This window comes from Klebsiella sp. CN_Kp073 (genome assembly GCF_040065495.2).
Lineage (GTDB): Bacteria > Pseudomonadota > Gammaproteobacteria > Enterobacterales > Enterobacteriaceae > Klebsiella > Klebsiella aerogenes.
Map to the genome: position 1 here is coordinate 4,735,800 of NZ_CM198051.1, position 23,990 is coordinate 4,759,789.

A 23,990-nucleotide genomic window follows, 5' to 3' on the forward strand; every position below is an offset into this window, starting at 1 on the left:
CTTTTTTACATTATAAGAACGGCAGGTTAGGTAAAAAACCGCTGAACAATTTGCCAGGTACTGGTGGTTTATGGGCCTCATCTTGCTGCAGGTCGAGCGTTTCAACGTCACCCATTACCTCGGTGTTGGCGGCAATATAGCGCATCAAATTAATCTTTAACCAGGGGTACGCCAGACCCAATGTCAGCACAGAAAGAAACGTCAGAGCCAATAAACGCGGGGCAAGACCAAAAAACGTCAGAGTAGAACGAAAATGAATGCTGTCGCCAAGCACCAAATTATTCCACGCGTGATTACGTAAAGCTACCTGGATATACGTCATGGCTAACACGATGCCGATGGTGAGAAATAAATTTCCTCCTGCCACCGTTCCAAGATGCCGTAATGCCATAAACAGAACCGTATTTTCATTACACAAGCCGAACATACATCCTGTAATCATTTGCATGAATGCGGAAATGAAAAACCCGAAAAACAGTATAATAAATGGCAATATAATTACCATTGCCCATAAAAAAGCCACGACGCAACGCTTAGTGCTAATATAAATATTAAATTTATTTTTGCCTAAGCTTGCGCCTTTGCCGATCAGTTCAAGCCAGTGGCTGTAAACCACCCCGCTGGCGACGGCCATCACACACAGTGCCAGTAAAACCAGCACAACGAAACCCACTAGCATGCCATTTATACTTGAACCTAACCAGATACGACTTCCAGGAATAGCGAGGATCAACACCGTTAGTACGACTATCAGCAAAGGTAACCCAAGCATAATCCACCATGCGCGCAGTAGATTACATTTAAACCCGAAACGAATATTAGCGAATGAGGTCATATTCGCGTGGTAGCTTAACCCCTTCATTACCATGACTGGCAGCAGGATAAGATATGCTAACGTCACCCATTCTTCGCTGCCGTGAGAGAAAATGGCAAGCGCCAGACTGAGTAAAACCAGCACGATAAACATTAGCAGCCAGCTAAGTAAAATCGTGAAGCCCTTCCCGTGGTAAGCAAAACGGTTACCGTTAACCTCCATATTTTCACAAAGGTAACGGCGACTACGTACCCATGCCCAGGGAATGAATATCCCTAAAGTAATTACTGACAGTATAATATTGACCAAACAAATAAAGAAATAGGCGCGAGCCCGTCCGTGAAAGACAAAATAATGACTGGCACGCTGCTTCTTCCCTAAAGTAATATCCATAACCCCGCCATCCTTGTACTTTAAATTATATATATAAATAATAAGTCAGAATAACCATCATTAAATATGCAGAATATATTATTTTGAAATTACTCGGCAATATATTTATGCACGCCTTGCGTCGGTTAAAGAATAATGGTATTAAAACAATGTATGGTTATTTAAGCTAAAATTGAGTGATTCTATGAATCTTGCTGCGCCACAGACCTTTACTTTACGCCGCATTACGGCAGCAGATAATGCCGCCATCGCCCAAGTTATCCGCCAGGTCTCCGCGGAATACGGCCTGACCGCCGATAAAGGCTATACGGTCGCTGATCCCAACCTGGATGAACTCTATGAACTTTATAGCCAACCGGGCTCCGCCTATTGGGTTGTGGAGCAAAATGGCGAAGTGGTTGGCGGCGGCGGCGTGGCGCCGCTCTCGTGTAGCGAGTCCGATATCTGTGAGCTGCAGAAAATGTACTTTATGACCGCGGCGCGCGGCAAAGGGCTGGCGAAAAAGCTGGCGCTGATGGCGATGGATCACGCCCGCGAGCAGGGTTTTAAACGCTGCTATCTGGAGACCACCGCTTTTTTGAAAGAGGCGATTGCCCTTTATGAACATCTCGGATTTGAACATATCGACGGGCCGCTGGGCTGCACCGGCCACGTCGATTGTGAAGTGCGGATGTTGAAAACGCTGTAACGCCTCGATAGCGCAGTCGTCCCCGATAGCGCTACGCTTAGCGGGGCTACAGTTCGGTAGCCCGGCTAAGCGTAGCGCTAGCCGGGGGATGTCCCGGGCTCGCGGTGCCATTTTTTGTCGGGTGGCGGCTAACGCCTTACCCGACCTACGGCCCGTACCATTACGAGCTGAAGCTCTCAACGCTATCTCTCCCCATGACTACTGAAACTGCCAGTATTAGTGGCTACCGGGTCCGAAAATCGCTGACTACGGCGCCGTCGGTACGCCGCTGTGAAAGCGGAACTCGGGCTCCGGGCGGAGAATCAATGCCGCTTCCGCCTCGCCAAGCTGGCGCACCCGCTCGCTGATATCTTCCCCCGCTATCTTCTGCGCCAGGTCCAGGTAGTCCTGATAATGACGGGCCTCGGAGCGCAGCAACGACAGATAAAACTTCTGTAAATCATCATCCAGCCACGGCGCCAGCGCGGCAAAACGCTCGCAGGAACGCGCTTCGATATAAGCGCCGCAAATCAGCTTATCGATCAGCATCACCGGCTCGTGCGATCGCACCTCCCGACGCATACCGCGGGCATAGTTGCTGGCGGTGATTTTGACGTAAGGGATATCCCGCGCCAGCATGATCTCACGCACCTGCCAGAAGTGATGCAGCTCCTCTTTGATCAACAGAATCATGCTGTCGAGCAACTGGCTGCTCCACGGGTCGTTGGTTCGCGGCATAGCGCTTTTGTTGATCCGTTTATGCAGAGCGACAAAATCCGGCTCCGGCCCACGGCGATAGGTAAAGTCTTCGTACGGTTTCAGGCATTCCAGCAGCTCGTCGGCGCCGTCTTTATCGGCGACGTAGCGGCGTACCAGCAGCATGGCGTTTTGCGCCGCTTTCAGCTCGCATACCATATGGTCGGTCAGCAGCAGCGGCAGGTTTTCCGGTTTACGGGCTTCGTCAATCCACGCCTGCGGCGTAGGACAGTGAAGAAATGCTAAAATCGGGGAGAGTATTTGCGGGTAATCCATTAAAGCTCCAGGCTATACCCTAATCAGGACGGGTATATACGGCGGCAGACGCCGCCGTATCCGTTGACGACTTAGTGGCGTACGCCGTTGTCGTCTTCGTCAATTAAATCTTCGTCATCTTCGCCGTCATCGTCTTCGCCGTTCGGGTCTTCGTAGTAGGTACCCCAACCGTCGTACTCAACGTTGAATTTTTCCGCCAGGTTCATCAGCTGTTCAACCTGGGCGTCGATCAGATCGGCGTTGAGCGCGCTTTCGCTCAGGATATCGCAGCAGATCACCACTTCGCCTTCTTCGACTTCCAGCTCTTCCGGCTCGGTGACTTCATAACCCATCTTGAAGGCCTCTACCGCCACTTTTTCCAACGTTTCGAAATCATCGGCAGAGAGATGATGCTCAATGGTATACAGCGCGTCCGGATCGCTGCCATCTTCCAGCAGCTCTTCGATAATCAGACGCGTTTCCTCACGCTGTTCTTCCAGTAGTTCCGGGTTTGCCATGGCTCGTTCCTCATAATGTGCGGCAGATACTCCTATTGTCACATACCGCCGTGATTGCCTCCACCTTCTGTGTAAAAGATTTCTAACTCGGGGTTGCAAATGAATATTCATACATATAAAGTGAATTTTAATTCAATGGTGGCGTTTGCCAGGTGAGGGAATTATGTCCGCGTTATATCAGAAGCATTTCTTGAGATTACTGGATTTTACTGCTGCAGAAATTACCGGCCTTGTCGACCTGGCCGCGCAATTAAAAGCCGATAAGAAAAACGGCATCGAGGCCCAGAAACTGAAGGGCAAAAACATCGCGCTCATCTTCGAAAAAGACTCAACCCGCACACGATGCTCTTTCGAAGTTGCCGCTTACGACCAGGGCGCCCGCGTGACCTATCTCGGTTCCAGCGGAAGCCAAATCGGCCACAAAGAATCCATGAAAGATACCGCCCGCGTGCTGGGCCGCATGTATGACGGTATTCAGTATCGCGGCTACGGCCAGGAGCTGGTGGAAACCCTGGCGGAGTATGCCGGCGTGCCGGTGTGGAACGGCCTGACCGATGAATTCCACCCGACGCAGCTCCTGGCCGACCTGCTGACCATGCAAGAGCACCTGCCGGGTAAGGCATTTAATGAAATGACGCTGGTCTACGCCGGCGACGCGCGTAACAACATGGGTAACTCCATGCTGGAAGCCGCCGCGCTGACCGGGCTGGATCTGCGTCTGGTGGCGCCGAAAGCCTGCTGGCCGGATGAAGGTTTAGTGGCGGAATGCACTGCGCTGGCGAAAAAGCACGGCGGCAATATTACCCTGACGGAAGATATCGCCGCGGGCGTAAAAGGCGCCGATTTCATTTATACCGACGTGTGGGTGTCGATGGGCGAGGCGAAAGAGAAATGGGCGGAGCGTATCGCCCTGCTGCGCGGTTACCAGGTGAATAAAGCCATGCTGCAATTGACCGGCAACCCGCAGGTGAAATTCCTGCATTGTCTGCCCGCGTTCCACGATGACCAGACCATTCTCGGCAAACAGATGGCGGCGGAGTATGGACTGCACGGCGGCATGGAAGTGACCGATGAAGTCTTTGAATCGCCGGCGAGCATCGTCTTCGATCAGGCGGAAAACCGTATGCACACCATCAAAGCGGTGATGGTGGCGACGCTTGGAAAATAACCATTAATCACGGTAGGTTCCCGGATAGCGCTACGCGTATCCGGGCTACCCGTTTTAAGCCATCAATACCTTTACCACCGCTTTGCGCACCTTCGCCGGCGCCCCGACGGCACATAGCGGTTTATGCACTTCGCCTGGATAAAACACCACAAAATCCCCCTCGTTAAGGATAACGGTTTTCTCCTGCGCTCCCTCGGCGAGGAAGGCGATGTCTTTGTCCGCCAGCCAGTCAGTCTGCGGCTCGCCTGCCGGTAAGGTGCTGAAAGTCATCCCTTCCTGACCGCGCAGCACAATCTGGATATCCAGATAGCGGGCGTGATACTCGGCGCGACGCTCGGCCTGCGGTTCGGTGCTGTCTTCAGAAATCAGATAGAACTGATTGTTGCCGTCGATATCGTGCTTGCCGAGCGGCGTCGCCTCGTTGACGTGAGCCTTAACATGCTCAATCGCCTGACGCAGCGCGTCTGGCAGCCAGGATTGCAGATGATGAATATTGCCGATAATCATAAGAGCCCTCAAATATAAAACAGCTTTTCATTTTTGTTTTATACGCCGCTTACCACTGCCAGACCACATTTTTATCGCGGTTTTTTGCGCTGGCGCAGCCTTCGCAGGCAAACGTTTCCCTGATTGTGGATTAATCGCTTGATTGCTCATCAAAGCTGCGTATAATGCCAGCCGTTTTGCCGGGAGGAAATATGGTCAATTGCGTACGACATTGCTGTGTCTTACCGCGTCTGAAAGCAGGCGCTGGCCTGGCGTTTTTCTTTCCGTTGCTCAATGAATTCTCGAAGCCCCTTATTTAAGGGGCTTTTTTTTTGCTCAGGCGTCAGGAGATAAGCATGGCTAACCCGCTATATCAAAAACATATCATTTCCATAAACGATCTCAGCCGCGAAGACCTCGAACTGGTGCTGGCGACGGCCGCAAAGCTGAAAGCCAATCCGCAACCCGAGCTGCTGAAGCATAAGGTTATCGCCAGCTGTTTCTTTGAAGCCTCCACTCGTACTCGTCTCTCTTTTGAAACCTCCATGCACCGCCTCGGCGCCAGCGTGGTCGGCTTCTCCGACAGCAGCAACACCTCGCTCGGTAAGAAAGGCGAAACCCTGGCCGACACCATTTCGGTTATCAGCACCTACGTCGACGCTATCGTGATGCGCCATCCGCAAGAAGGCGCCGCGCGTCTGGCAACCGAATTCTCCGGCGGCGTGCCGATTCTCAACGCCGGCGACGGCGCCAATCAGCATCCGACACAAACCCTGCTCGACCTGTTCACCATTCAGGAAACTCAGGGCCGCCTTGAGAATCTTAATGTCGCGATGGTCGGCGACCTGAAATATGGCCGTACCGTACACTCGCTGACCCAGGCGCTGGCCAAATTCAACGGCAACCGCTTTTACTTCATCGCCCCGGACGCGCTGGCGATGCCGCAATATATTCTCGATATGCTGGATGAAAAAGGCATCGCCTGGAGCCTGCATAGCGCCATCGACGAAGTGATGGCAGAGGTCGATATTCTGTATATGACGCGCGTGCAGAAAGAGCGTCTGGACCCGTCGGAATACGCCAACGTGAAGGCGCAGTTCATACTGCGCGCCGCGGATCTCGAAGGCGCGCGCGCCAACATGAAAGTGCTGCACCCGCTGCCGCGCGTTGATGAAATCACCACCGATGTCGATAAAACGCCGCACGCCTGGTACTTCCAGCAGGCAGGCAACGGCATCTTCGCCCGCCAGGCGTTACTGGCACTGGTATTGAATAGCGAGCTGGCACAGTAAGGGGGAATGAAAGATGACACACGACAATAAACTGCAGGTAGAAGCCATTAAGCGCGGCACCGTGATCGACCATATCCCGGCCCAGGTCGGCTTCAAACTGTTGACCCTGTTCAAGCTGACCGAAACCGACCAGCGCATCACCATCGGCCTGAACCTGCCATCCGGCGAGATGGGCCGTAAAGATTTGATTAAAATCGAGAATACCTTCCTGACCGATGAGCAGGTCAATCAGCTGGCGCTGTATGCGCCGGACGCGACGGTTAACCGTATCGATGATTACGAAGTGGTGGGCAAATCCCGCCCGAGCCTGCCGGAGCGCATCAATAGCGTGCTGGTCTGTCCGAATAGCAACTGCATCAGTCACGCTGAGCCGGTTTCGTCGAGTTTCGCAGTGAAAAAACGCGCCGATGACATTGCACTCAAATGCAAATACTGTGAAAAAGAGTTTTCCCATTATGTGGTGCTGGCCAACTAATTGCGGTTGGTATTAATACCGGCCCTCCCTATAATGGCTACGACCTAATTACTGCAGTTCATCTGGAGATATTATGAGCAAAACTATTGCGACGGAAAAGGCACCAGCAGCTATCGGCCCATATGTACAAGGTGTTGATCTGGGTAGCATGATCATCACTTCCGGCCAGATCCCAGTAGACCCGAAAACCGGCAGCGTGCCGGAAGATGTCGCCGCGCAGGCGCGTCAGTCCCTGGACAACGTAAAAGCTATCGTTGAAGCCGCTGGCCTGAAAGTGGGCGATATCGTGAAAACCACCGTTTTCGTGAAAGATCTGAACGATTTCGCCACCGTGAATGCCGCGTATGAAGCGTTCTTCACCGAGCATAACGCCACTTTCCCGGCGCGTTCCTGCGTAGAAGTCGCGCGTCTGCCGAAAGACGTGAAGATTGAGATTGAAGCTATCGCGATCCGTCGCTAATCGCTTCTCTGCCCTCACCCCAGGCGCTTGCGCCATCCGCGGGGTGAGGGAAATGCCCTATTTTATCTTCGTTGCCCGCAGCAGTTTCTCCAGCGGATAGACCGCCGCAATCACCAGCTCATCCTGGGTTTTCGCCGCCGTATCCAGCTGCGCCTGGATTGAGGCGTACTCTTTATCGTCCAGCGTTCCCTGCCGCGCAACCAGATCGGTCAAGCGCAGCCCGAGGCTCGCCAGCTTATCAACCTGCTGCACCACCGGTTTAATCGCCGCCAGCTGATAGTTATTGTCGGTCAGCGCCAGCGCATCGCCGCTGTTGTTCTGCCAGCGGGTAAAGACGTGGCGCAGCGCATCGGCGCTCTCGGTGTCTTCGGCATCGCTGATCAGCCGCTCCGCCCACTGGTTCAGGCTGCGTACGGTGTCGCTCTCCGCCGGTAACGCATCGGCCAGCCGGTTAAGCGGTTCAAATTGATGGTAATTGTTCGCCTGGAACTTGAGATGCTGACGGGTGTAGTAATGCGCCGGCTCCAGCGCCTCGGCGAGGATCTGCAACGCCAGCGTATGGCTGCTGTTCGCCAGCCGGGTGAACTGCTCCAACTGCTGAGTGTGCTGCTGCAGGCCGACGGAGACCGTTGACCAGCTGTCCATCGCCTGCAGGCGCTGATACATATTGTCGCTGTCTTTGACGTCCTCGGCCGACCACAGACGCTCCGCTACTGCAAAAGCGCGCGGCCACAGCTTGATATCGATGACCGGCGCGGCGACGTTCTCCGCCCACAGCGCCGCCTCACCGCCCAGCAGATTCTTCTGTTGCTGCGCGTCGGGCAGCGTCGGCTGAATGCCCTGCGGCACGGCATCCAGCCGCTTGCCGTCAATGGGATAACGGGTGTTGCCAAGCAGGAAGTAACCTGCGAGCTTGTCATCGTTAATGGTCAGCACCGGGCGGGTTTCGCCCATCCAGGTATCGACGCGGAACGTGACCTGATTGTCGCCGAGCCATTCAATCTCCTGCACGGCACGCCGTGATTTACCTTTAAAATCAATAAATCCCCGCCAGCCGCTATCGCCTTTTACCAGCGTAAAGCTGCCCTCAACCGCGCTGCCCTTCAGCCGCGGCATCGAAAACTGCCAGCTCTGGGCGCTGTCGCTATCGGTAATCGTATCCACGCCGTTAAGCCCCTGCGGGATAATTTCATTACGATAGTGATAGGCGGTGTACTGCGGCTGGTCGAGGTAAAAACCGGTGGAGAGAATACCGCGATAGCCGTGTTTGGCGACGTCGCCTAATGCGTCCTGCCCCTGCCAGGACTGGATCAGAATGCTCTTCGGTAAATCAGGGTGGTAGATCTCATCCCAGCCGACCATCTGCCGGTGATGTTTCTCGAGCAGCTTCTCCAGGCGCCGGTTGAAGTACGCCTGTAGCGCGTGGCTGTCCGCCAGCCCCTTCTCTTTGAGGAATTTCTGAATGACCGGATTGGCGCGCCACTGGCTGTCATCGACTTCATCACCGCCGATATGCAGATACGGATCGGGGAAGATAGCCGCCAGTTCGCTGACCATCGCCTCGGCAAACGCGTAGGTGGCCTCTTTTGTTGGGTCGAGTACCGGTTTCAGCACGCCCCAGTGGCGCTCCATCGCGTACGGCCCCGGCGCGCTCATCAGTTCCGGATAAGCCACGGCGATCGCCGAGGCGTGGCCCGGCATATCGATTTCCGGCACCACGCGAATACCGCGTTCAGCCGCGTAACGCACAATGTCTTTCATCTGCGCCTGGGTATAAAACAGGCCGTCGCTGGCCTGCTGCTGCAGCTTCGGATAGCGGCTGGAGGCGAAACGCCAGCCCTGATCGTCGGTCAGATGCCAGTGCAGTACGTTAAGCTTCGCCGCCGCCATACCGTCAATCTGCCGTTTGATCGCCGACAGCGGCATAAAGTGACGGGCGGAATCCAGCAGCAGTCCACGCCACGGGAAGCGCGGCGCATCGTCAATGGCGACATAAGGAATGGTGGTGCCGTCAGGACCGTTTTGTACCAGCTGTAGCAGCGTTTCCATGCCGCGCAGCGCGCCAAAACGCGTATTGGCTTTCAGGGTCGCGCCGTCTGCGTTAACGGTTAGCTGATAGCTTTCGTCGCTATCCGGCTGCGGCAGGAAAGGCACTTTTTTACTGACGATCACGTTAATGGTTGGGCTTTTCGCCGGCGCCGTCTGCGGCTGGAGCGTCCAGCCGGTTTGCCGCGCAAGACGTTCGCGCCAGCGGTTCGCCGCTTCGCCAAGATCGTCGCCGCTGACGTTGATCGTCAGCTGATTATTTAGCGCCAACGCCCCCTGCGCCTGCGGGCGCTCCACATGAGCGGGCCACGGCATCAGCGGCAGATCGCCCGCCGGGGCGGCAAGCGCCATGCTGCTCAGTAATATTCCGCTGGTCAGCAGACTGTAACGCACGGTGTTAATCATCAATGTTCCTTTTTATGACGGGCCAAAAAAAGCAAAACATTGGGTTAACATGCGCACAAAATTGCGTCAATACATGGCGATGACGGGCTTCACAACTTGATGAGATTTAAGAGAAATACCGGTAAGCCCCTCTGCCCGGCGGCAAAGGGGCTAAACCTCTACTGCCAGCCGTAACGACGGCTGTAGAAGCCTTTAACGGTCTGGGTCAACACCATGTAACCCGCCAGAATCGCCACCAGCCATGGGAAATAGCTGAGCGGCAGCGCCTGCAGCTGCAGGTAGCCCGCCAGCGGCGAGAACGGCAGCGCGATACCCACCGCCATCACCAGCAGCGTCATCACGAACAGCGGCCACGCGGCGCGGCTCTGGACGAACGGAATGCGGCGGGTACGGATCATATGCACAATCAGCGTCTGCGACAGCAGCCCTTCAATAAACCAGCCGGACTGGAACAGGGTCTGCATCTCGACGCTATTGGCGTGGAACACCCACCACATCAGGCTGAAGGTGAGGATATCGAAAATAGAGCTGATCGGCCCGAAGAAGACCATAAAACGCCCGAGATCGGCCGGGTTCCAGCGCTGCGGTTTACGGATCTGCTCATCGTCGACGTTATCAAACGGAATCGCCACCTGGGAGACATCGTACAGCAGGTTCTGAATCAACAGGTGCAGCGGCAGCATCGGCAGGAACGGCAGGAAGGCGCTGGCCACCAGCACGCTGAAGACGTTGCCGAAGTTGGAGCTGGCGGTCATTTTGATGTACTTGAGCATGTTGGCGAAGGTGCGGCGGCCTTCGATAACCCCCTCTTCCAGTACCATCAGGCTTTTTTCCAGCAGAATGATATCCGCCGCCTCGCGGGCGATATCTACCGCGCCGTCAACGGAAATGCCAATATCCGCCGCGCGTAGCGCCGGGGCGTCGTTAATACCGTCGCCCATAAAGCCCACCACGTGACCTTCGCGTTTCAGCAGCGTCACGATGCGCTCTTTATGCAGCGGCGCCAGGCGCGCGAACAGCGTGGTGCGTTTCGCCAACGCCGCCAGTTCGTCGTCGCTCATGGCTTCAATCTGGCTGCCAATCACCACTTCGCCCGCATCCAGCCCCACTTCATGACACACTTTCGCCGCCACCAGTTCGCTGTCGCCGGTGAGGATTTTTACCGTAATGCCGCTGGCCTTCAGCGCTTTCAGCGCCGGGGCGGTAGTCTCTTTCGGCGGATCGAGGAAGGCGATGTAGCCTTCGAGGATCAGGTCGGACTCATCCGCACGCTGATAGTCGCCTTCCCGCGCCGGCAGGTATTTGGTCGCCACCGCCACCACTCGCAGCCCCTGACGGTTCAGGGTATCGGTCACCCGGCGAATACGGCGCAGCATGGTGTCGTCCAGTGGTACGATTTCGCCGTTGTAGCGCACCTGGGTCGAGACGTTGAGGATCTCCTGCAGCGCCCCTTTACAGATCAGCTGATGCGCGTCGTCCTGCTCTTTCACCACCACCGACATGCGGCGACGTTCGAAGTCGAACGGGATCTCATCCACCTTCTGCCAGCGCTCCGCGAGACCGCGAGCGGCATCCAGCTCCACGCCTTCCAGCACCGCGGTGTCGAGCAGGTTTTTAAGCCCCGTCTGGTAATGGCTATTGAGCCAGGCGGTGTGCAGGACTCTCTCGCTGGATTTACCGGAAACATCGGTGTGGTTCTCCAGCACGATTTTGTCCTGGGTCAGGGTGCCGGTTTTATCGGTGCAGAGGATATCCATCGCGCCAAAGTTTTGAATGGCGTCGAGGTGTTTGACGATCACCTTTTGTTTTGACAGCTTCACCGCCCCGCGCGCCAGCGTCGAGGTGACGATCATCGGCAGCATCTCCGGCGTCAGGCCGACCGCCACCGACAGCGCGAACAGCGCCGCTTCCCACCAGTCGCCTTTGGTGTAGCCGTTGATCAACAGCACCACCGGCGCCATCACCAGCATAAAGCGGATCAGCAGCATGCTGACCCGGCTAATGCCTTTCTGAAAGGCGTTCGGCTCGCTTTCCTGCTCGCTGACGCGCCCGGCAAGCTGGCCGAACCAGGTGTTGCCGCCGGTGGCGTAGACGATGGCCTGCGCCGAGCCGCTCACCACGTTGGTCCCCATAAAGCACAGGGTGTCACATTCCAGCGGATTGGTTTGTAGCGGATCGCGGGTGCGCGCGACTTTTTCAACCGGCAGCGATTCACCGGTCAGCGAGGCCTGAGCGACAAACAGGTCGCGCGCCACAATGATGCGCAGGTCCGCCGGGATCATATCTCCCGCCGACAGCCTGACGATATCGCCCGGCACCAGTTGGTCGATAGGCAGTTCGAGCCAGCGGCTCTCGCCCTGCTCGTTGATAACCCGCAGCACCGTGGCGGTATTGCTGACCATCGCCTTCAGCGCATCCGCCGCTTTGGTCGAGCGCGCTTCCTGGATGAAGTTAAGCAGCGTCGAGATGCCGACCATCAGCGCGATAACGCCCGCGGCGAACAAATCTTCAGTGGAATAGGAGACGATGCCGAGCACCGTCAACAGCAGGTTGAACGGGTTGCGATAGCAGGTCCACAGATGAACCCACCACGGCGACGGCTTCTGCACCGGGATTTGGTTATCGCCGTGCAGGGCGATTTTCGCCGCCACTTCGACGTCGTTCAGCCCTTCAGGGTGGCTGTCGAACGCGCGCCAGATTTCATGCTCATCCATGGCCGCCACGTCCAGACAGCGCTTGCCGAGTGAATCCGGGATCGGCGCGCTGGCCAGGTTACGGGCGTCGGGCAGCGGATCGCGCTGGATCAAACGATGGGGTAAATGACGGCTAAGCTGCGCGAACAGCTGCCGGGTAAAATTTTTCAGCATAAACAGTCCCTCCGCGCTCGCGCGAGCGAACGCAGCGTTGCCAACAGGCGTGGCAAAGCCTTACCTGTCAGGCATTATTTTTATAGGGCAGGGACATCGTGGACGTCACTGCTTTACGCTTTCCGGTAAAGCAGTGCTAAACAGGCTTACCGGAAAGAAAGGTTGCTCCATCGAGGATGAGGAGTGGGATCGGGGTCCATAAAATTCTCCGGTAAGTAACTCAAGACGGCGCGGAGTATACCGCGACCAGGAAACTATTTGTGGCTATTATGGCTATCATACCGTCCGGCAACTAAACCGGACCTCAACCAGTCTTTGCTCATTGAGGATTCGTTGAGTAGCATTAGACTCACTCAAATCGGACGACGGCGAGAACCTCGTATGCAAAACCGGCTAACAATCAAAGATATCGCGCGTTTAAGCGGCGTCGGAAAATCGACGGTGTCGCGCGTGCTGAATAACGAAAGCGGCGTCAGCGAGCGCACCCGCGAACGGGTGGAAGCGGTGATGCAGCAGCACGGTTTCTCCCCTTCCCGCTCCGCCCGCGCCATGCGTGGTCAGAGCGATAAGGTGGTGGCGATTATCGTCACCCGTCTGGATTCGCTGTCGGAAAATTTAGCGGTGCAGACCATGCTGCCCGCCTTTTATCAGCAGGGCTACGATCCGATCATGATGGAGAGCCAGTTTTCTCCGGCGCTGGTGGAAGAACATCTGGGCATGCTCGCCCGCCGCAATATCGACGGCGTGGTACTGTTCGGCTTTACCGGTATTCGCGAGGAGATGCTCGCGCCGTGGCGCGAAACGCTGGTGCTGCTGGCGCGCGACGCTCCCGGCTTCGCTTCGGTGTGTTATGACGATCATGGCGCGATCAAGTTACTGATGCAGCGTCTCTATGAACGCGGACACCGGCATATAAGTTTCCTCGGCGTGCCGCACAGCGACGTTACCACCGGGGAACGCCGTCATCAGGCTTATCTCGATTTCTGCGCGCAAAAGAAGCTCACGCCGACCGCTGCCCTGCCGGGACTGGCGATGAAGCAGGGTTATGAAAGCGTTGCCAGCGTACTGACGCCCGAGACCCGCGCGCTGGTCTGCGCCACCGATACTCTCGCTCTCGGCGCCAGTAAATATCTACAGGAACAGCGTATCGACACGCTACAACTCGCCAGCGTCGGCAGCACGCCGCTGATGAAGTTTCTGCATCCGGAGATCCTCACCGTCGATCCCGGCTACGCCGAAGCCGGACGCCAGGCGGCGCAGCAGCTGATCGACCAGATCGCCGGCCACGCAGAACCCCGCCAAATCGTCATTCCCGCTGCCCTGAATTAATCTCGTTCGGGCGATTTATGTGATCTTCGCCGAGTTTCGGGAACGTTCCCATTTTGCATTCCCAACGGAACGGTTAGGATGCATGCAAGGTAAAAACGGCATCTCTCCCCTCTGTTTTTGAGGCTTCATCATGAGCAAAGTAAACCAGCAGGACATCGATAAACTGATCGAACTGGTGGGCGGGCGCGGCAACATTGCCACCGTCAGCCACTGTATTACCCGTTTGCGCTTTGTGCTGAACGATCCGGCCATCGCCAAACCGAAAGATATTGAGCAGTTGCGCATGGTGAAGGGATGCTTCACTAACGCCGGGCAGTTCCAGGTGGTCATCGGCACCGAAGTCGGCGATTACTATAAGGCGCTGCTGGCCACCACCGGCCAGGCGTCCGCCGACAAAGAGCAGGCCAAACAGGCCGCGCGGCAAAACATGAAGTGGCACGAACGGTTGATCTCGCACTTTGCCGAGATCTTTTTCCCGCTCCTGCCGGCGCTGATCAGCGGCGGTCTGATCCTCGGTTTCCGTAACGTCATCGGCGATCTGCCGATGAGCAACGGCCAGACGCTGGCGCAAATGCACCCGTCGTTGAAAACGATTTATGACTTCTTGTGGCTGATTGGCGAGGCTATCTTCTTCTATCTGCCGGTGGGGATCTGCTGGTCAGCGGTGAAGAAAATGCGCGGCACGCCGATCCTCGGGATCGTGCTTGGCGTCACGCTGGTCTCTCCGCAGTTGATGAACGCTTACCTGCTCGGCCAGCAGGTGCCGGAAGTGTGGAACTTCGGCCTGTTTACCATTGCGAAAGTCGGCTATCAGGCGCAGGTGATCCCGGCACTGCTGGCGGGGCTGGCGCTGGGCTTTATCGAAACGCGCCTCAAGCGTATCGTGCCTGACTACCTCTATCTGGTGGTGGTGCCGGTGTGCTCGTTGATTCTGGCGGTGTTCCTCGCTCACGCTTTTATCGGCCCGTTTGGTCGTCTGATTGGCGACGGCGTGGCCTTCGCGGTACGCCACTTGTTAACCGGCAGCTTCGCGCCGATCGGCGCCGCGCTGTTCGGCTTCCTCTATGCGCCGCTGGTGATAACCGGCGTACATCAGACCACCCTCGCTATCGATATGCAGATGATTCAAAGCATGGGCGGCACGCCGGTATGGCCGCTGATTGCGCTGTCGAATATTGCTCAGGCGTCGGCGGTGGTAGGCATTATTATTGCCAGCCGTAAACAGAATGAACGCGAAATCTCGGTACCCGCGGCGATCTCCGCCTATCTCGGGGTCACCGAACCGGCGATGTACGGCATCAACCTGAAGTACCGCTTCCCGATGCTGTGCGCGATGGTCGGATCCGGCCTTGCGGGCCTGCTCTGCGGCCTGAACGGCGTGCTGGCGAATGGCATCGGCGTCGGCGGCCTGCCGGGCATCCTGTCGATTCAGCCAAGCTACTGGCAGGTCTACGCCACGGCGATGGCCATCGCCGTGGTAGTGCCGATTATCCTCACCACCGTGGTTTATCAACGCAAGTACCGTCAGGGCACCTTGCAGATTATCTAACGTCTTCTTTCGGGGCGCCGCTTGCGCCCCCTATATTCGCAGGAACGTAATATGAATACCCTTCCCCGCTGGTGGCAAAACGGCGTTATTTATCAAATCTACCCGAAGAGTTTTCAGGACACCACCGGCAGCGGTACCGGCGATTTACGCGGCGTCACCGCCCGTCTCGACTACTTGAAAAAGCTCGGCGTCGACGCTATCTGGCTGACGCCGTTCTACGTCTCGCCGCAGGTGGATAACGGCTATGACGTGGCGAACTACACCGCTATCGATCCCTCTTACGGCACGCTGGAAGATTTCGACCAACTGGTCGCCGGAGCGAAAGCGCGCGGTATCCGCATCGTGCTGGATATGGTGTTTAACCATACCTCGACGGAACACGAATGGTTCCGCCAGTCGTTAAATAAGGCGAGCCCGTATCGCCAGTTCTATATCTGGCGCGGCGGCGAGCCGGGAACATTGCCGAATAACTGGCGTTCGAAATTCGGCGGTAACGCCTGGCAGTGGCATGCGGAAAGCGAACAGTATTATTTGCATCTTTTCGCCACCGAGCAGGCGGATCTCAACTGGGAAAACCCGGCGGTACGCGCCGAGCTGAAAAAAGTCTGCGAGTTCTGGGCCGATCGCGGCGTTGATGGCCTGCGCCTTGATGTCATCAATCTTATCTCCAAGGATCAGAACTTCCCGTCCGATAGCGTTGGCGATGGACGTCGCTTCTATACCGATGGCCCGCGAGTTCACGAGTTCCTGCAGGAAATGAGCCGCGATGTCTTTACCCCTCGTGGCCTGATGACCGTCGGCGAAATGTCTTCCACTTCGCTTGAGCACTGCCAGCAATACGCCGCGCTGGACGGACGCGAACTGTCGATGACGTTTAATTTTCATCACTTAAAAGTCGATTATCCCGGCGGCGAAAAATGGACCCTCGCCCGTCCGGACTACGTGGCGCTGAAAGCGCTATTCCGCCACTGGCAGCAAGGGATGCATAACCGGGCATGGAATGCGCTGTTCTGGTGTAACCACGATCAGCCGCGCATCGTGTCGCGCTTCGGCGACGAGGGCGAGTACCGGGTGCCGGCGGCGAAGATGCTGGCGATGGTACTGCACGGCATGCAGGGCACGCCCTATATCTATCAGGGCGAAGAGATTGGCATGACCAACCCGCATTTCAGCAACATTAGCGATTATCGCGACGTGGAAAGCCATAATATGTTTATCGAGCGCGCGGCGCAGGGGCAAAGCCCGGATGAACTGCTGGCGATTCTGGCCAGCAAATCGCGCGACAATAGCCGCACACCGATGCCGTGGCACGACGGCGAGAACGGTGGCTTCAGCGATGGAGAACCCTGGATCGCGTTGGGTGATAACTATCGCGAGATTAACGTCGAGGCGGCGCTAGCGGATCCGGAATCGGTGTTTTACACCTATCAGCAGCTGATCGCGCTGCGAAAAACCACGCCGGTGCTGACCTGGGGGGATTATCAGGATCTGCTGCCGGACCATCCGTCGCTGTGGTGTTATCGCCGCCAGTGGCAGGGGCAGACGCTGGTGGTGGCCGCCAACCTGAGCCGTGAGTTCCAGCCGTGGCAGCCGCCGGAGATGTCCGGCGACTGGCGGGCGCTGATTGGCAACTATGCGGAAACGGCCAACCGTCCGGCGGCAATGACGCTGCGGCCGTTCGAAGCGGTATGGTGGGTGCAGGCGTAAAGCTTTTCCCCGGTGGCGCTACGCTCACCGGGGCTACCGGTTCGTGGCACTGGAGATTACGCGCGGTCAGCGTCTGGAAGGATAACGCTCTCCTGCGGCTGCGCTGAGGCATGCTCCTCTTTGGCCTTCAGCCGATCCCAGGCGCGGAAGAACGGATAGTAGATCACCAGCGAAATAGTTAAATTCACTACCTGCAGTACGGTGCCGGAAATATGGCCGCCGGTCGCCAGATAGCCGCTGATGAAAATCGGCGTGGTGAACGGCAGCGCGATTCCGGCCGGCGGCGCCACCAGCCCGGTCGCCATCGCGGTATAGGACACGATCACCAGCAGCACCGGCGTTAAAATAAACGGCAGGAAGAAGTAGGGGTTCATCACCAGCGGGATGCCAAACACCATCGGCTCGCTGATGTTAAACAACGCTCCCGGCGCGGCAATTTTCCCCAGCTGTTTCATCTGCTGACTACGGCTGCGCAGCAACATAAAAATCACCAGCCCCAGCAGCGCGCCGGTGCCGCCGGGCGCAATCCACAGGTCGTAAAATTGCTGGGTAATAATATGCGGGATCGGCTGGCCGTTCTGAAAGGCCGTCAGGTTCTCTGACATATTCGACAGCCACACCGGCTGGATAAATACCAGCACAATCGCGTCGCCGTGCAGGCCCAGCGTCCACAAAATACCGATCACAATCACCGAAATAATCATCCCCGGCAGCGTACCGCCGACGTGATGCATCGGAATACCGATCAGGGTGGCGATCATGCTGTTGATGTCGCCGAACGGCGAGGCCTCAACCGCCAGGCGCAGCGCCAGCACCACCGCCAGTACGCAAAAACCAGGGATCAGCGCGAGGAATGATTTCGCCACTGCCGGCGGCACGCCGTCCGGCATGCGGATAACGAGATTGCGACTGGCGACCAAACGATAAATCTCCGTCGACAGCAGCGAAATGACAATAGCGACAAACAACCCCTGGCTGCCGACCATGCTCACCGGGATCACTCCTTTAATCACCTCCGCCGCGCCGTGTACCGGGGTAAACAGGGTGTTTTGCGGGATAGTCATCACAAAAGCCACCAACGACATCGCCCCGGCGCTCAGCGGGTCGATAGTGCGGTACTTCTCAGCCAGCCGATAGGCGATGCCGAAGCTGGAAATCAGCGCCATAATGTCGTAGGTCGCTTTCACCGGGTACAGCATTTTATCGCGCCAGACCTCGCCAAACAGGCCGCTCATCATGTCGGCATAGCCGGGGATCGGCAGGTAGGCGAAAATCAGGAAAAACGAGCCAATCAGCATAAACGGCATATTCAGAATGATGCCATCGCGTACCGACAGGACGTGCTTTTGCCCGGCGATTTTCAGCGCCGCCGGCATGACGTAACGTTCAATCCAGCTTGTATTCGACATGGTGTGCTCCCGAGGGAAATAGCGGTCAGTTAAATTGCGTCAGCCATTGACGGTTTATCGTTAACACTTCATCCAGCAGCGCCTGGGCATCGGTGACGTTACCGACCAGCGGGTTAGCCACCAGCGCCAGCAGCGCGCTCTCGCGGCAGCCGTGTACCGCGGCTTCAATCGTCAGCCGTTCAAAGGCTTTCACCTGCTGCGTCAGGCCGTTCATCGCCGGCGGCAGCGGGCCGAACGCCAGCGGCCGTGCCCCTTGCGCATCAATAATGCTGTTGGTTTCCACCACCGCATCATCATCCAGGCCGTGAATCGCGCCGTTGTTGCGGGTGTTTACCACCATCTCCGCGCCCAGGTTGTTGTGAATCGCGTTGATAAGCTCAACGGCCACTTCCGAGTAGTAAGCGCCGCCGCGAAAGCTCAGTTGCTCTGGTTTTTCTTCCAGCTGCGGGTCGGCGTACAGCGCAAACAGCTCCTGCTCGACCTTCATCACCTGCTCGGCGCGGGTGCCTTTGGTTTTCGCTGCGGCGATCTCTTCCGCCAGCATCGCCGGCGTCAGCCAGAAATAGCGATGATAAGGGCACGGAATCGCCTTCAGCGCGCGGAGGAATTCCGCCGGCCACGGCAGTTCTTTAATGTTGTTCATCGACAGCGCCTTACCGTCGCACAGCATATCGATCACTTTACCGGTGACATCCTCGCGCCCCTGTAGCACCTTATGCACCCAGACCATATGGTTGAGCCCGGCAAAGCGCAGTTTCACTTCGGACTCCTGCGCGCCCAACATGCCGACGATCATGTGCTGCATGTTGATCGGTACGTTGCACAGGCCGATGATCTTCGCCTTGCTGTAGCGGCTGACCGCCTCGGTGACGATCCCCGCCGGGTTGGTAAAGTTAAGAATGAACGCTTCCGGCGCCAGTTGTTCCACTTTGCGCGCAACATCGAGGATCACCGGGATCGTCCGCAGCGCCTTGGCGAAACCGCCGACGCCGGTGGTCTCCTGGCCCAATAGATGATATTTGAGACCCAGCCGTTCATCGGCGGCGCGCGCCGCCAGTTGCCCGACGCGTAGCTGCGTCAGCACAAAGCTGGCGCCGCGGATCGCCTCATCGAGCGTAAAGTGGACGCTGACCGCCACCTGCTCCAGCCCTTTATGTTTCAACATCCGCCGGGCCAGCGCGGCAATGATCTCAACCTTTTCCCTGCCGGATTCGACATCCACCAGCGCCAGTTCGGTGACCGGAAGCTGCTCATAACGAACGATAATCCCTTCAATAAGCTCCGGCGTGTAGCTGCTGCCGCCGCCGATAACGGCGATTTTCAGTGCTTGCATAGTGACCTCTATTCGCATTTTTCGGCATGCAGATCGCCGCGCGCGATCGCCAGGACCGCACGTGAGGGTGATAAAAAACGGGATTAGTAAATTAGCGTTCGAGCAGGGCCAGCGCTTTATCCAGCACCGCGGCGCCGCGCATCATGCCGTAGTCGGCCATATCGATCACCGCTACCGCTTTGCCCTGCGGCGCCGCCAGCGCGGTTAGCCGTCCGGCTTCGTATTTGACCTGCGGTCCGAGGAGGATGACATCGGCGTTCGGCAGTTCACGTTCAAATTCCGCCACCGCCACCGCGTAGATTTCCAGCGCCAGCGCGCGCTGCTGGGCTTCCGCTTTCATTTTATTTACCAGCATGCTGGTCGACATGCCTGCGGCACAACAGAGTACGATTCGTGGCATTGCGCTTCCCCTTTGCGTGTTTATCGCTTCAGCCTTCACGACCTGTGCGACTATATTGTTAATATTGTGTGATAGTGAAGGCTATATGAAAATAATTTTCACCGATGTGATCGAGGCTCAATTTTTGCGCATTATTTCCTCATGTCATTGCCAAACATCGACGCCAGATATAGGAAATCGCCTGCGCAGATGCTATAAAAACGGCTATTCACTACGTGAAAAATATTTTCAATTCCGGGTACTGCCAAAGGGAACATCAGGATGGATATCGTAGGTCAGCTACAGGAAGGATTGATCCGCTTTAGCGCTCAGGAGTCGCGCGTCGCCGCCTTTATTCTGGAAAATCTTAGCTTTACCGCCAGCGCCTCCATTGACGAACTGGCCGCCAGCGCGGGGGTCAGCCCGGCCACCATCACCCGCTTCGCCCGTTCAGTGGGCTGTGATGATATTCGTGATTTACGTAAACAGCTGGCGCAGGCCAGTGAACGGCGCGCCAGCTGGCTCACGCCGGATAGCGCCGCCCTGCCCGTCGCCTGGCGCGACAAACTTAGCAGCCTCGGCGATACGCTAACCCGCCAGCTCGGGCACACCGCCGAAGCGGCGGTGGAAAAGTGCAAATCGCGCCTGCTGAGCGCTCGCGCGGTGCATTGCTTCGCCCTCGGCACCCAGGACGTGGCGCTGGCGGCGCTGCTGCAGCACCAGCTGCTGCCATCCGGCATCGCGATTAATCTCTGTCAGGAGGCGGCGCTGATGCGAATGACCGCCAGTACCCTCAACGACGATCATCTACTGCTGGTGCTGGCCACCGCCGAAGCCAGTACGGTATTACAGAGCGCGACGCTGCAGGCGCGTACGCAGGGAGTGACGATTATCGCACTGACCCCGGAACAGCATGCGCTGGCCGATATGGCCAGCGCCGTGCTTCCGCTGCCCGCCAACCCGCAACATGCCCGCTACGCCCTGCTACTGCTGGTCGATCTGCTTAACGATACATTGATAGCCTGAATGTTTTGCCCGTTCCTTTAGCGTTCGGGCCCAATTTTTGCTTATATTTTAAGCGCCTAAATTTACATTTACGCCAGCGCCCATCATCCGTACTCTCACCTTTTTACCTTGTTCTGGGTCAATAAAATCGCAAACATCTTTGATGCAAATCACTACATATAGAACTTAAAATGCGCCCCGGCCCTACATATTGTATTAATCGTCTATTATGTCACCATATCTTGTCGTTGTTGGGCGGTGATGAGATGTGGATAAAAAGGGCCGGATCCGAAGGCAAACGCCGCTAGTCGTAGCGTGGCGCGCTTTTGGGAGACCTTCCGCCTCTGTGGATAACCTGTTCTATATATGGAGTGATCATGACACCGCATGTGATGAAACGTGATGGCTGTAAAGTGCCGTTCAAGTCAGAGCGCATTAAAGAAGCAATTCTGCGTGCAGCTAAAGCAGCGGGAGTCGATGACGCAGACTATTGCGCCACCGTCGCAGAAGTCGTTAGCCAGCAAATGCAGGGCCGCGCGCAGGTCGATATCAACGATATCCAGACCGCCGTGGAAAACCAGTTGATGTCCGGCCCGTGGAAACAGCTGGCGCGCGCCTATATCGAATATCGCCACGATCGCGATATCGAGCGTGAAAAGCGCGGCCGCCTGAACCAGGAAATTCGCGGTCTGGTCGAGCAAACCAACTCATCGCTGCTCAACGAGAACGCCAACAAAGACAGTAAAGTGATCCCGACCCAGCGCGATCTGCTGGCCGGTATCGTGGCCAAACACTATGCCCGTCAGCATCTGCTGCCGCGCGATGTCGTACAGGCGCACGAGCGCGGCGAGATCCACTACCACGATCTCGACTATTCGCCGTTCTTCCCGATGTTCAACTGCATGCTGATCGACCTGAAAGGCATGCTGACGCACGGCTTTAAAATGGGCAATGCCGAAATTGAGCCGCCGAAGTCTATCTCTACCGCCACCGCGGTCACGGCGCAGATTATCGCCCAGGTCGCCAGCCATATTTACGGCGGCACCACCATTAACCGGATCGATGAAGTGCTGGCGCCGTTCGTCACCGAGAGCTTCAAAAAGCATCGTAAAATTGCCGAAGAGTGGCAGATCCCGGATGCCGAAGGCTATGCCCGTACGCGGACCGAAAAAGAGTGCTACGACGCGTTCCAGTCGCTGGAGTATGAGGTCAACACGCTGCATACCGCCAACGGCCAGACGCCATTCGTCACCTTTGGTTTTGGCCTCGGCACCAGCTGGGAGTCGCGCCTGATCCAGCAGTCGATTCTGCGCAACCGCATCGCCGGTCTCGGCAAAAACCGCAAAACGGCGGTATTCCCGAAACTGGTCTTCGCCATTCGCGACGGCCTGAACCATAAATTCGGCGATGCGAACTATGACATCAAACAGCTGGCGTTAGAGTGCGCCAGCAAGCGCATGTACCCGGATATTCTCAACTACGATCAGGTAGTGAAAGTTACCGGGTCGTTTAAAACGCCGATGGGCTGCCGCAGTTTCCTCGGCGTGTGGGAAAACGAGAACGGCGAACAGGTACATGATGGGCGCAACAACCTCGGCGTTATCAGCCTGAACCTGCCGCGTATCGCGCTGGAAGCGAAAGGCGACGAAGCCGCCTTCTGGACGCTGCTGGACGAGCGCCTGCTGCTGGCGCGCAAAGCGCTGATGACCCGTATAGCTCGTCTGGAAGGGGTGAAAGCCCGCGTCGCGCCAATTCTGTATATGGAAGGCGCCTGCGGCGTACGTCTGAAAGCCGACGACGACGTCGCGGAAATTTTCAAGAACGGCCGCGCGTCCATTTCCCTGGGCTACATCGGGATTCACGAGACCATCAACGCGCTGTACAACAATCAGCATATGTACGATAGCGAAGCGCTGCGTGAAAAAGGCATCGCCATCGTGCAGCGTCTGCGCGACGCCGTTGAACAGTGGAAGGAAGAGACCGGCTACGGCTTCAGCCTGTACAGCACGCCGAGCGAAAACCTGTGCGATCGCTTCTGCCGCCTCGATACCGCCGAATTCGGCGTGGTACCGGGCGTGACCGAAAAAGGCTACTACACCAACAGCTTCCATCTCGACGTCGAGAAGAAGGTTAACCCGTACGACAAGATCGATTTTGAAGCGCCGTATCCGCCGCTGGCCAACGGCGGCTTCATTTGCTACGGCGAATATCCGAATATCCAGCATAACCTCAAGGCGCTGGAAGACGTATGGGATTACAGCTATCAGCACGTACCGTATTACGGCACCAATACGCCGATCGATGAATGCTACGAGTGCGGGTATACCGGCGAGTTCGAGTGCACGAGCAAGGGCTTTACCTGCCCGAAATGCGGCAACCACGACGCCGCCCGCGTATCGGTGACCCGCCGGGTATGCGGTTATCTCGGCAGCCCGGACGCGCGTCCGTTCAACGCCGGCAAGCAGGAAGAAGTGAAGCGCCGCGTGAAGCACCTGGGCAATGGGCAGATCGGTTAAGTTCTGCACAGGGTTCTCACCCTCACCCTAACCCTCTCCCTCAAGGGAGAGGGAACCGTTCAAGCACGGCGTTGAGCCCGGCGCTGGTTTTCCCCCTCTCCCCGTGGGAGTGGGAACCGTTCAAGCACGGCGTTGAGCCCGGCGCTGGTTTTCCCCCTCTC

Annotated in this window: 21 protein-coding genes; 11 read left to right on the plus strand and 10 right to left on the minus strand. The window is 56.9% G+C overall.

What is annotated here, in order from left to right:
* Positions 1–10: 10 nt before the first annotated feature.
* Positions 11–1,207: a YjgN family protein gene (locus tag ABLV66_RS22780; RefSeq protein WP_348876742.1), complete on the minus strand. Its 1,197-nt coding sequence runs from the start codon at positions 1,205–1,207 to the stop codon at positions 11–13.
* A 184-nt stretch (positions 1,208–1,391) separates the two neighbouring features.
* Here ABLV66_RS22780 and ABLV66_RS22785 point away from each other — a divergent pair, with 184 nt between their 5' ends.
* Positions 1,392–1,895, plus strand: a complete 504-nt coding sequence (locus tag ABLV66_RS22785) for a GNAT family N-acetyltransferase (RefSeq protein ID WP_045394710.1) — start codon at positions 1,392–1,394, stop codon at positions 1,893–1,895.
* Between the two features lie 246 nt (positions 1,896–2,141).
* On the opposite strand, the gene miaE is transcribed toward ABLV66_RS22785, so the two are convergent.
* Together miaE and rraB are read right to left on the minus strand one after the other, a co-directional pair.
* Complete coding sequence (gene miaE, locus ABLV66_RS22790; RefSeq protein WP_063415127.1) at positions 2,142–2,906, minus strand: tRNA isopentenyl-2-thiomethyl-A-37 hydroxylase MiaE; 765 nt, start codon at positions 2,904–2,906, stop codon at positions 2,142–2,144.
* 71 nt (positions 2,907–2,977) lie between these two features.
* A complete protein-coding gene (gene rraB, locus ABLV66_RS22795) occupies positions 2,978–3,403 on the minus strand; it encodes a ribonuclease E inhibitor RraB (protein WP_015368550.1) in 426 nt (141 codons plus the stop codon).
* A 163-nt stretch (positions 3,404–3,566) separates the two neighbouring features.
* Between rraB and argF the strand changes: the two genes are divergently transcribed.
* Positions 3,567–4,571 (plus strand): ornithine carbamoyltransferase, encoded by a 1,005-nt coding sequence (gene argF, locus ABLV66_RS22800; protein WP_045378488.1) that lies wholly within the window; start codon positions 3,567–3,569, stop codon positions 4,569–4,571.
* A gap of 54 nt (positions 4,572–4,625) precedes the next feature.
* On the opposite strand, the gene ABLV66_RS22805 is transcribed toward argF, so the two are convergent.
* A complete protein-coding gene (locus ABLV66_RS22805) occupies positions 4,626–5,078 on the minus strand; it encodes a YhcH/YjgK/YiaL family protein (RefSeq protein WP_348876741.1) in 453 nt (150 codons plus the stop codon).
* A 191-nt stretch (positions 5,079–5,269) separates the two neighbouring features.
* On the opposite strand from ABLV66_RS22805, the gene ABLV66_RS22810 reads away from it, so the two are divergent.
* From ABLV66_RS22810 to ridA, 4 genes are all read left to right on the plus strand, one after another.
* The gene (locus tag ABLV66_RS22810) at positions 5,270–5,377 is read left to right on the plus strand and encodes a pyrBI operon leader peptide (RefSeq protein WP_020079785.1); all 108 of its coding nucleotides are present in this window, start codon (positions 5,270–5,272) and stop codon (positions 5,375–5,377) included.
* Positions 5,378–5,413: 36 nt separating this feature from the next.
* Positions 5,414–6,349 (plus strand): aspartate carbamoyltransferase, encoded by a 936-nt coding sequence (pyrB, locus tag ABLV66_RS22815; RefSeq protein ID WP_045394707.1) that lies wholly within the window; start codon positions 5,414–5,416, stop codon positions 6,347–6,349.
* Positions 6,350–6,362: 13 nt separating this feature from the next.
* Positions 6,363–6,824, plus strand: a complete 462-nt coding sequence (gene pyrI / locus ABLV66_RS22820; protein ID WP_015368555.1) for an aspartate carbamoyltransferase regulatory subunit — start codon at positions 6,363–6,365, stop codon at positions 6,822–6,824.
* Positions 6,825–6,897: 73 nt separating this feature from the next.
* On the plus strand, positions 6,898–7,284 hold the full coding sequence (ridA, locus tag ABLV66_RS22825; protein WP_020079786.1) for a 2-iminobutanoate/2-iminopropanoate deaminase: 387 nt from the start codon (positions 6,898–6,900) through the stop codon (positions 7,282–7,284).
* Positions 7,285–7,341: 57 nt separating this feature from the next.
* Here ridA and ABLV66_RS22830 read toward each other — a convergent pair whose 3' ends face one another.
* From ABLV66_RS22830 to mgtL, 3 genes are all read right to left on the minus strand, one after another.
* On the minus strand, positions 7,342–9,735 hold the full coding sequence (locus tag ABLV66_RS22830; RefSeq protein WP_348876740.1) for a beta-N-acetylhexosaminidase: 2,394 nt from the start codon (positions 9,733–9,735) through the stop codon (positions 7,342–7,344).
* A gap of 158 nt (positions 9,736–9,893) precedes the next feature.
* The gene (mgtA, locus tag ABLV66_RS22835; protein WP_348876739.1) at positions 9,894–12,602 is read right to left on the minus strand and encodes a magnesium-translocating P-type ATPase; all 2,709 of its coding nucleotides are present in this window, start codon (positions 12,600–12,602) and stop codon (positions 9,894–9,896) included.
* Positions 12,603–12,748: 146 nt separating this feature from the next.
* On the minus strand, positions 12,749–12,802 hold the full coding sequence (gene mgtL, locus ABLV66_RS22840; protein ID WP_219340445.1) for a mgtA regulatory leader peptide MgtL: 54 nt from the start codon (positions 12,800–12,802) through the stop codon (positions 12,749–12,751).
* Between the two features lie 181 nt (positions 12,803–12,983).
* Here mgtL and treR point away from each other — a divergent pair, with 181 nt between their 5' ends.
* The 3 genes from treR (at position 12,984) to treC (ending at position 17,187) form a co-directional block, all read left to right on the plus strand.
* Positions 12,984–13,931, plus strand: a complete 948-nt coding sequence (treR, locus tag ABLV66_RS22845) for a trehalose operon repressor TreR (protein WP_045394704.1) — start codon at positions 12,984–12,986, stop codon at positions 13,929–13,931.
* Between the two features lie 130 nt (positions 13,932–14,061).
* Positions 14,062–15,480: a PTS trehalose transporter subunit IIBC gene (treB, locus tag ABLV66_RS22850; protein ID WP_348876738.1), complete on the plus strand. Its 1,419-nt coding sequence runs from the start codon at positions 14,062–14,064 to the stop codon at positions 15,478–15,480.
* 51 nt (positions 15,481–15,531) lie between these two features.
* On the plus strand, positions 15,532–17,187 hold the full coding sequence (gene treC, locus ABLV66_RS22855; protein WP_348876737.1) for an alpha,alpha-phosphotrehalase: 1,656 nt from the start codon (positions 15,532–15,534) through the stop codon (positions 17,185–17,187).
* 56 nt (positions 17,188–17,243) lie between these two features.
* On the opposite strand, the gene celB is transcribed toward treC, so the two are convergent.
* The 3 genes from celB to ABLV66_RS22870 all read right to left on the minus strand — a co-directional run bounded on the left by celB (position 17,244) and on the right by ABLV66_RS22870 (position 20,284).
* The gene (celB, locus tag ABLV66_RS22860) at positions 17,244–18,596 is read right to left on the minus strand and encodes a PTS cellobiose transporter subunit IIC (RefSeq protein WP_348876736.1); all 1,353 of its coding nucleotides are present in this window, start codon (positions 18,594–18,596) and stop codon (positions 17,244–17,246) included.
* A gap of 25 nt (positions 18,597–18,621) precedes the next feature.
* Positions 18,622–19,929 carry a 6-phospho-beta-glucosidase gene (locus ABLV66_RS22865; RefSeq protein WP_047046225.1) on the minus strand — a complete coding sequence of 436 codons (1,308 nt, stop codon included), beginning with the start codon at positions 19,927–19,929 and terminating at the stop codon, positions 18,622–18,624.
* 91 nt (positions 19,930–20,020) lie between these two features.
* On the minus strand, positions 20,021–20,284 hold the full coding sequence (locus ABLV66_RS22870) for a PTS sugar transporter subunit IIB (protein WP_015368564.1): 264 nt from the start codon (positions 20,282–20,284) through the stop codon (positions 20,021–20,023).
* A gap of 306 nt (positions 20,285–20,590) precedes the next feature.
* Between ABLV66_RS22870 and ABLV66_RS22875 the strand changes: the two genes are divergently transcribed.
* Positions 20,591–21,334 (plus strand): MurR/RpiR family transcriptional regulator, encoded by a 744-nt coding sequence (locus tag ABLV66_RS22875; RefSeq protein ID WP_348876735.1) that lies wholly within the window; start codon positions 20,591–20,593, stop codon positions 21,332–21,334.
* A 356-nt stretch (positions 21,335–21,690) separates the two neighbouring features.
* Positions 21,691–23,829 (plus strand): anaerobic ribonucleoside-triphosphate reductase, encoded by a 2,139-nt coding sequence (gene nrdD / locus ABLV66_RS22880; RefSeq protein WP_032713553.1) that lies wholly within the window; start codon positions 21,691–21,693, stop codon positions 23,827–23,829.
* Positions 23,830–23,990 lie beyond the last annotated feature (161 nt).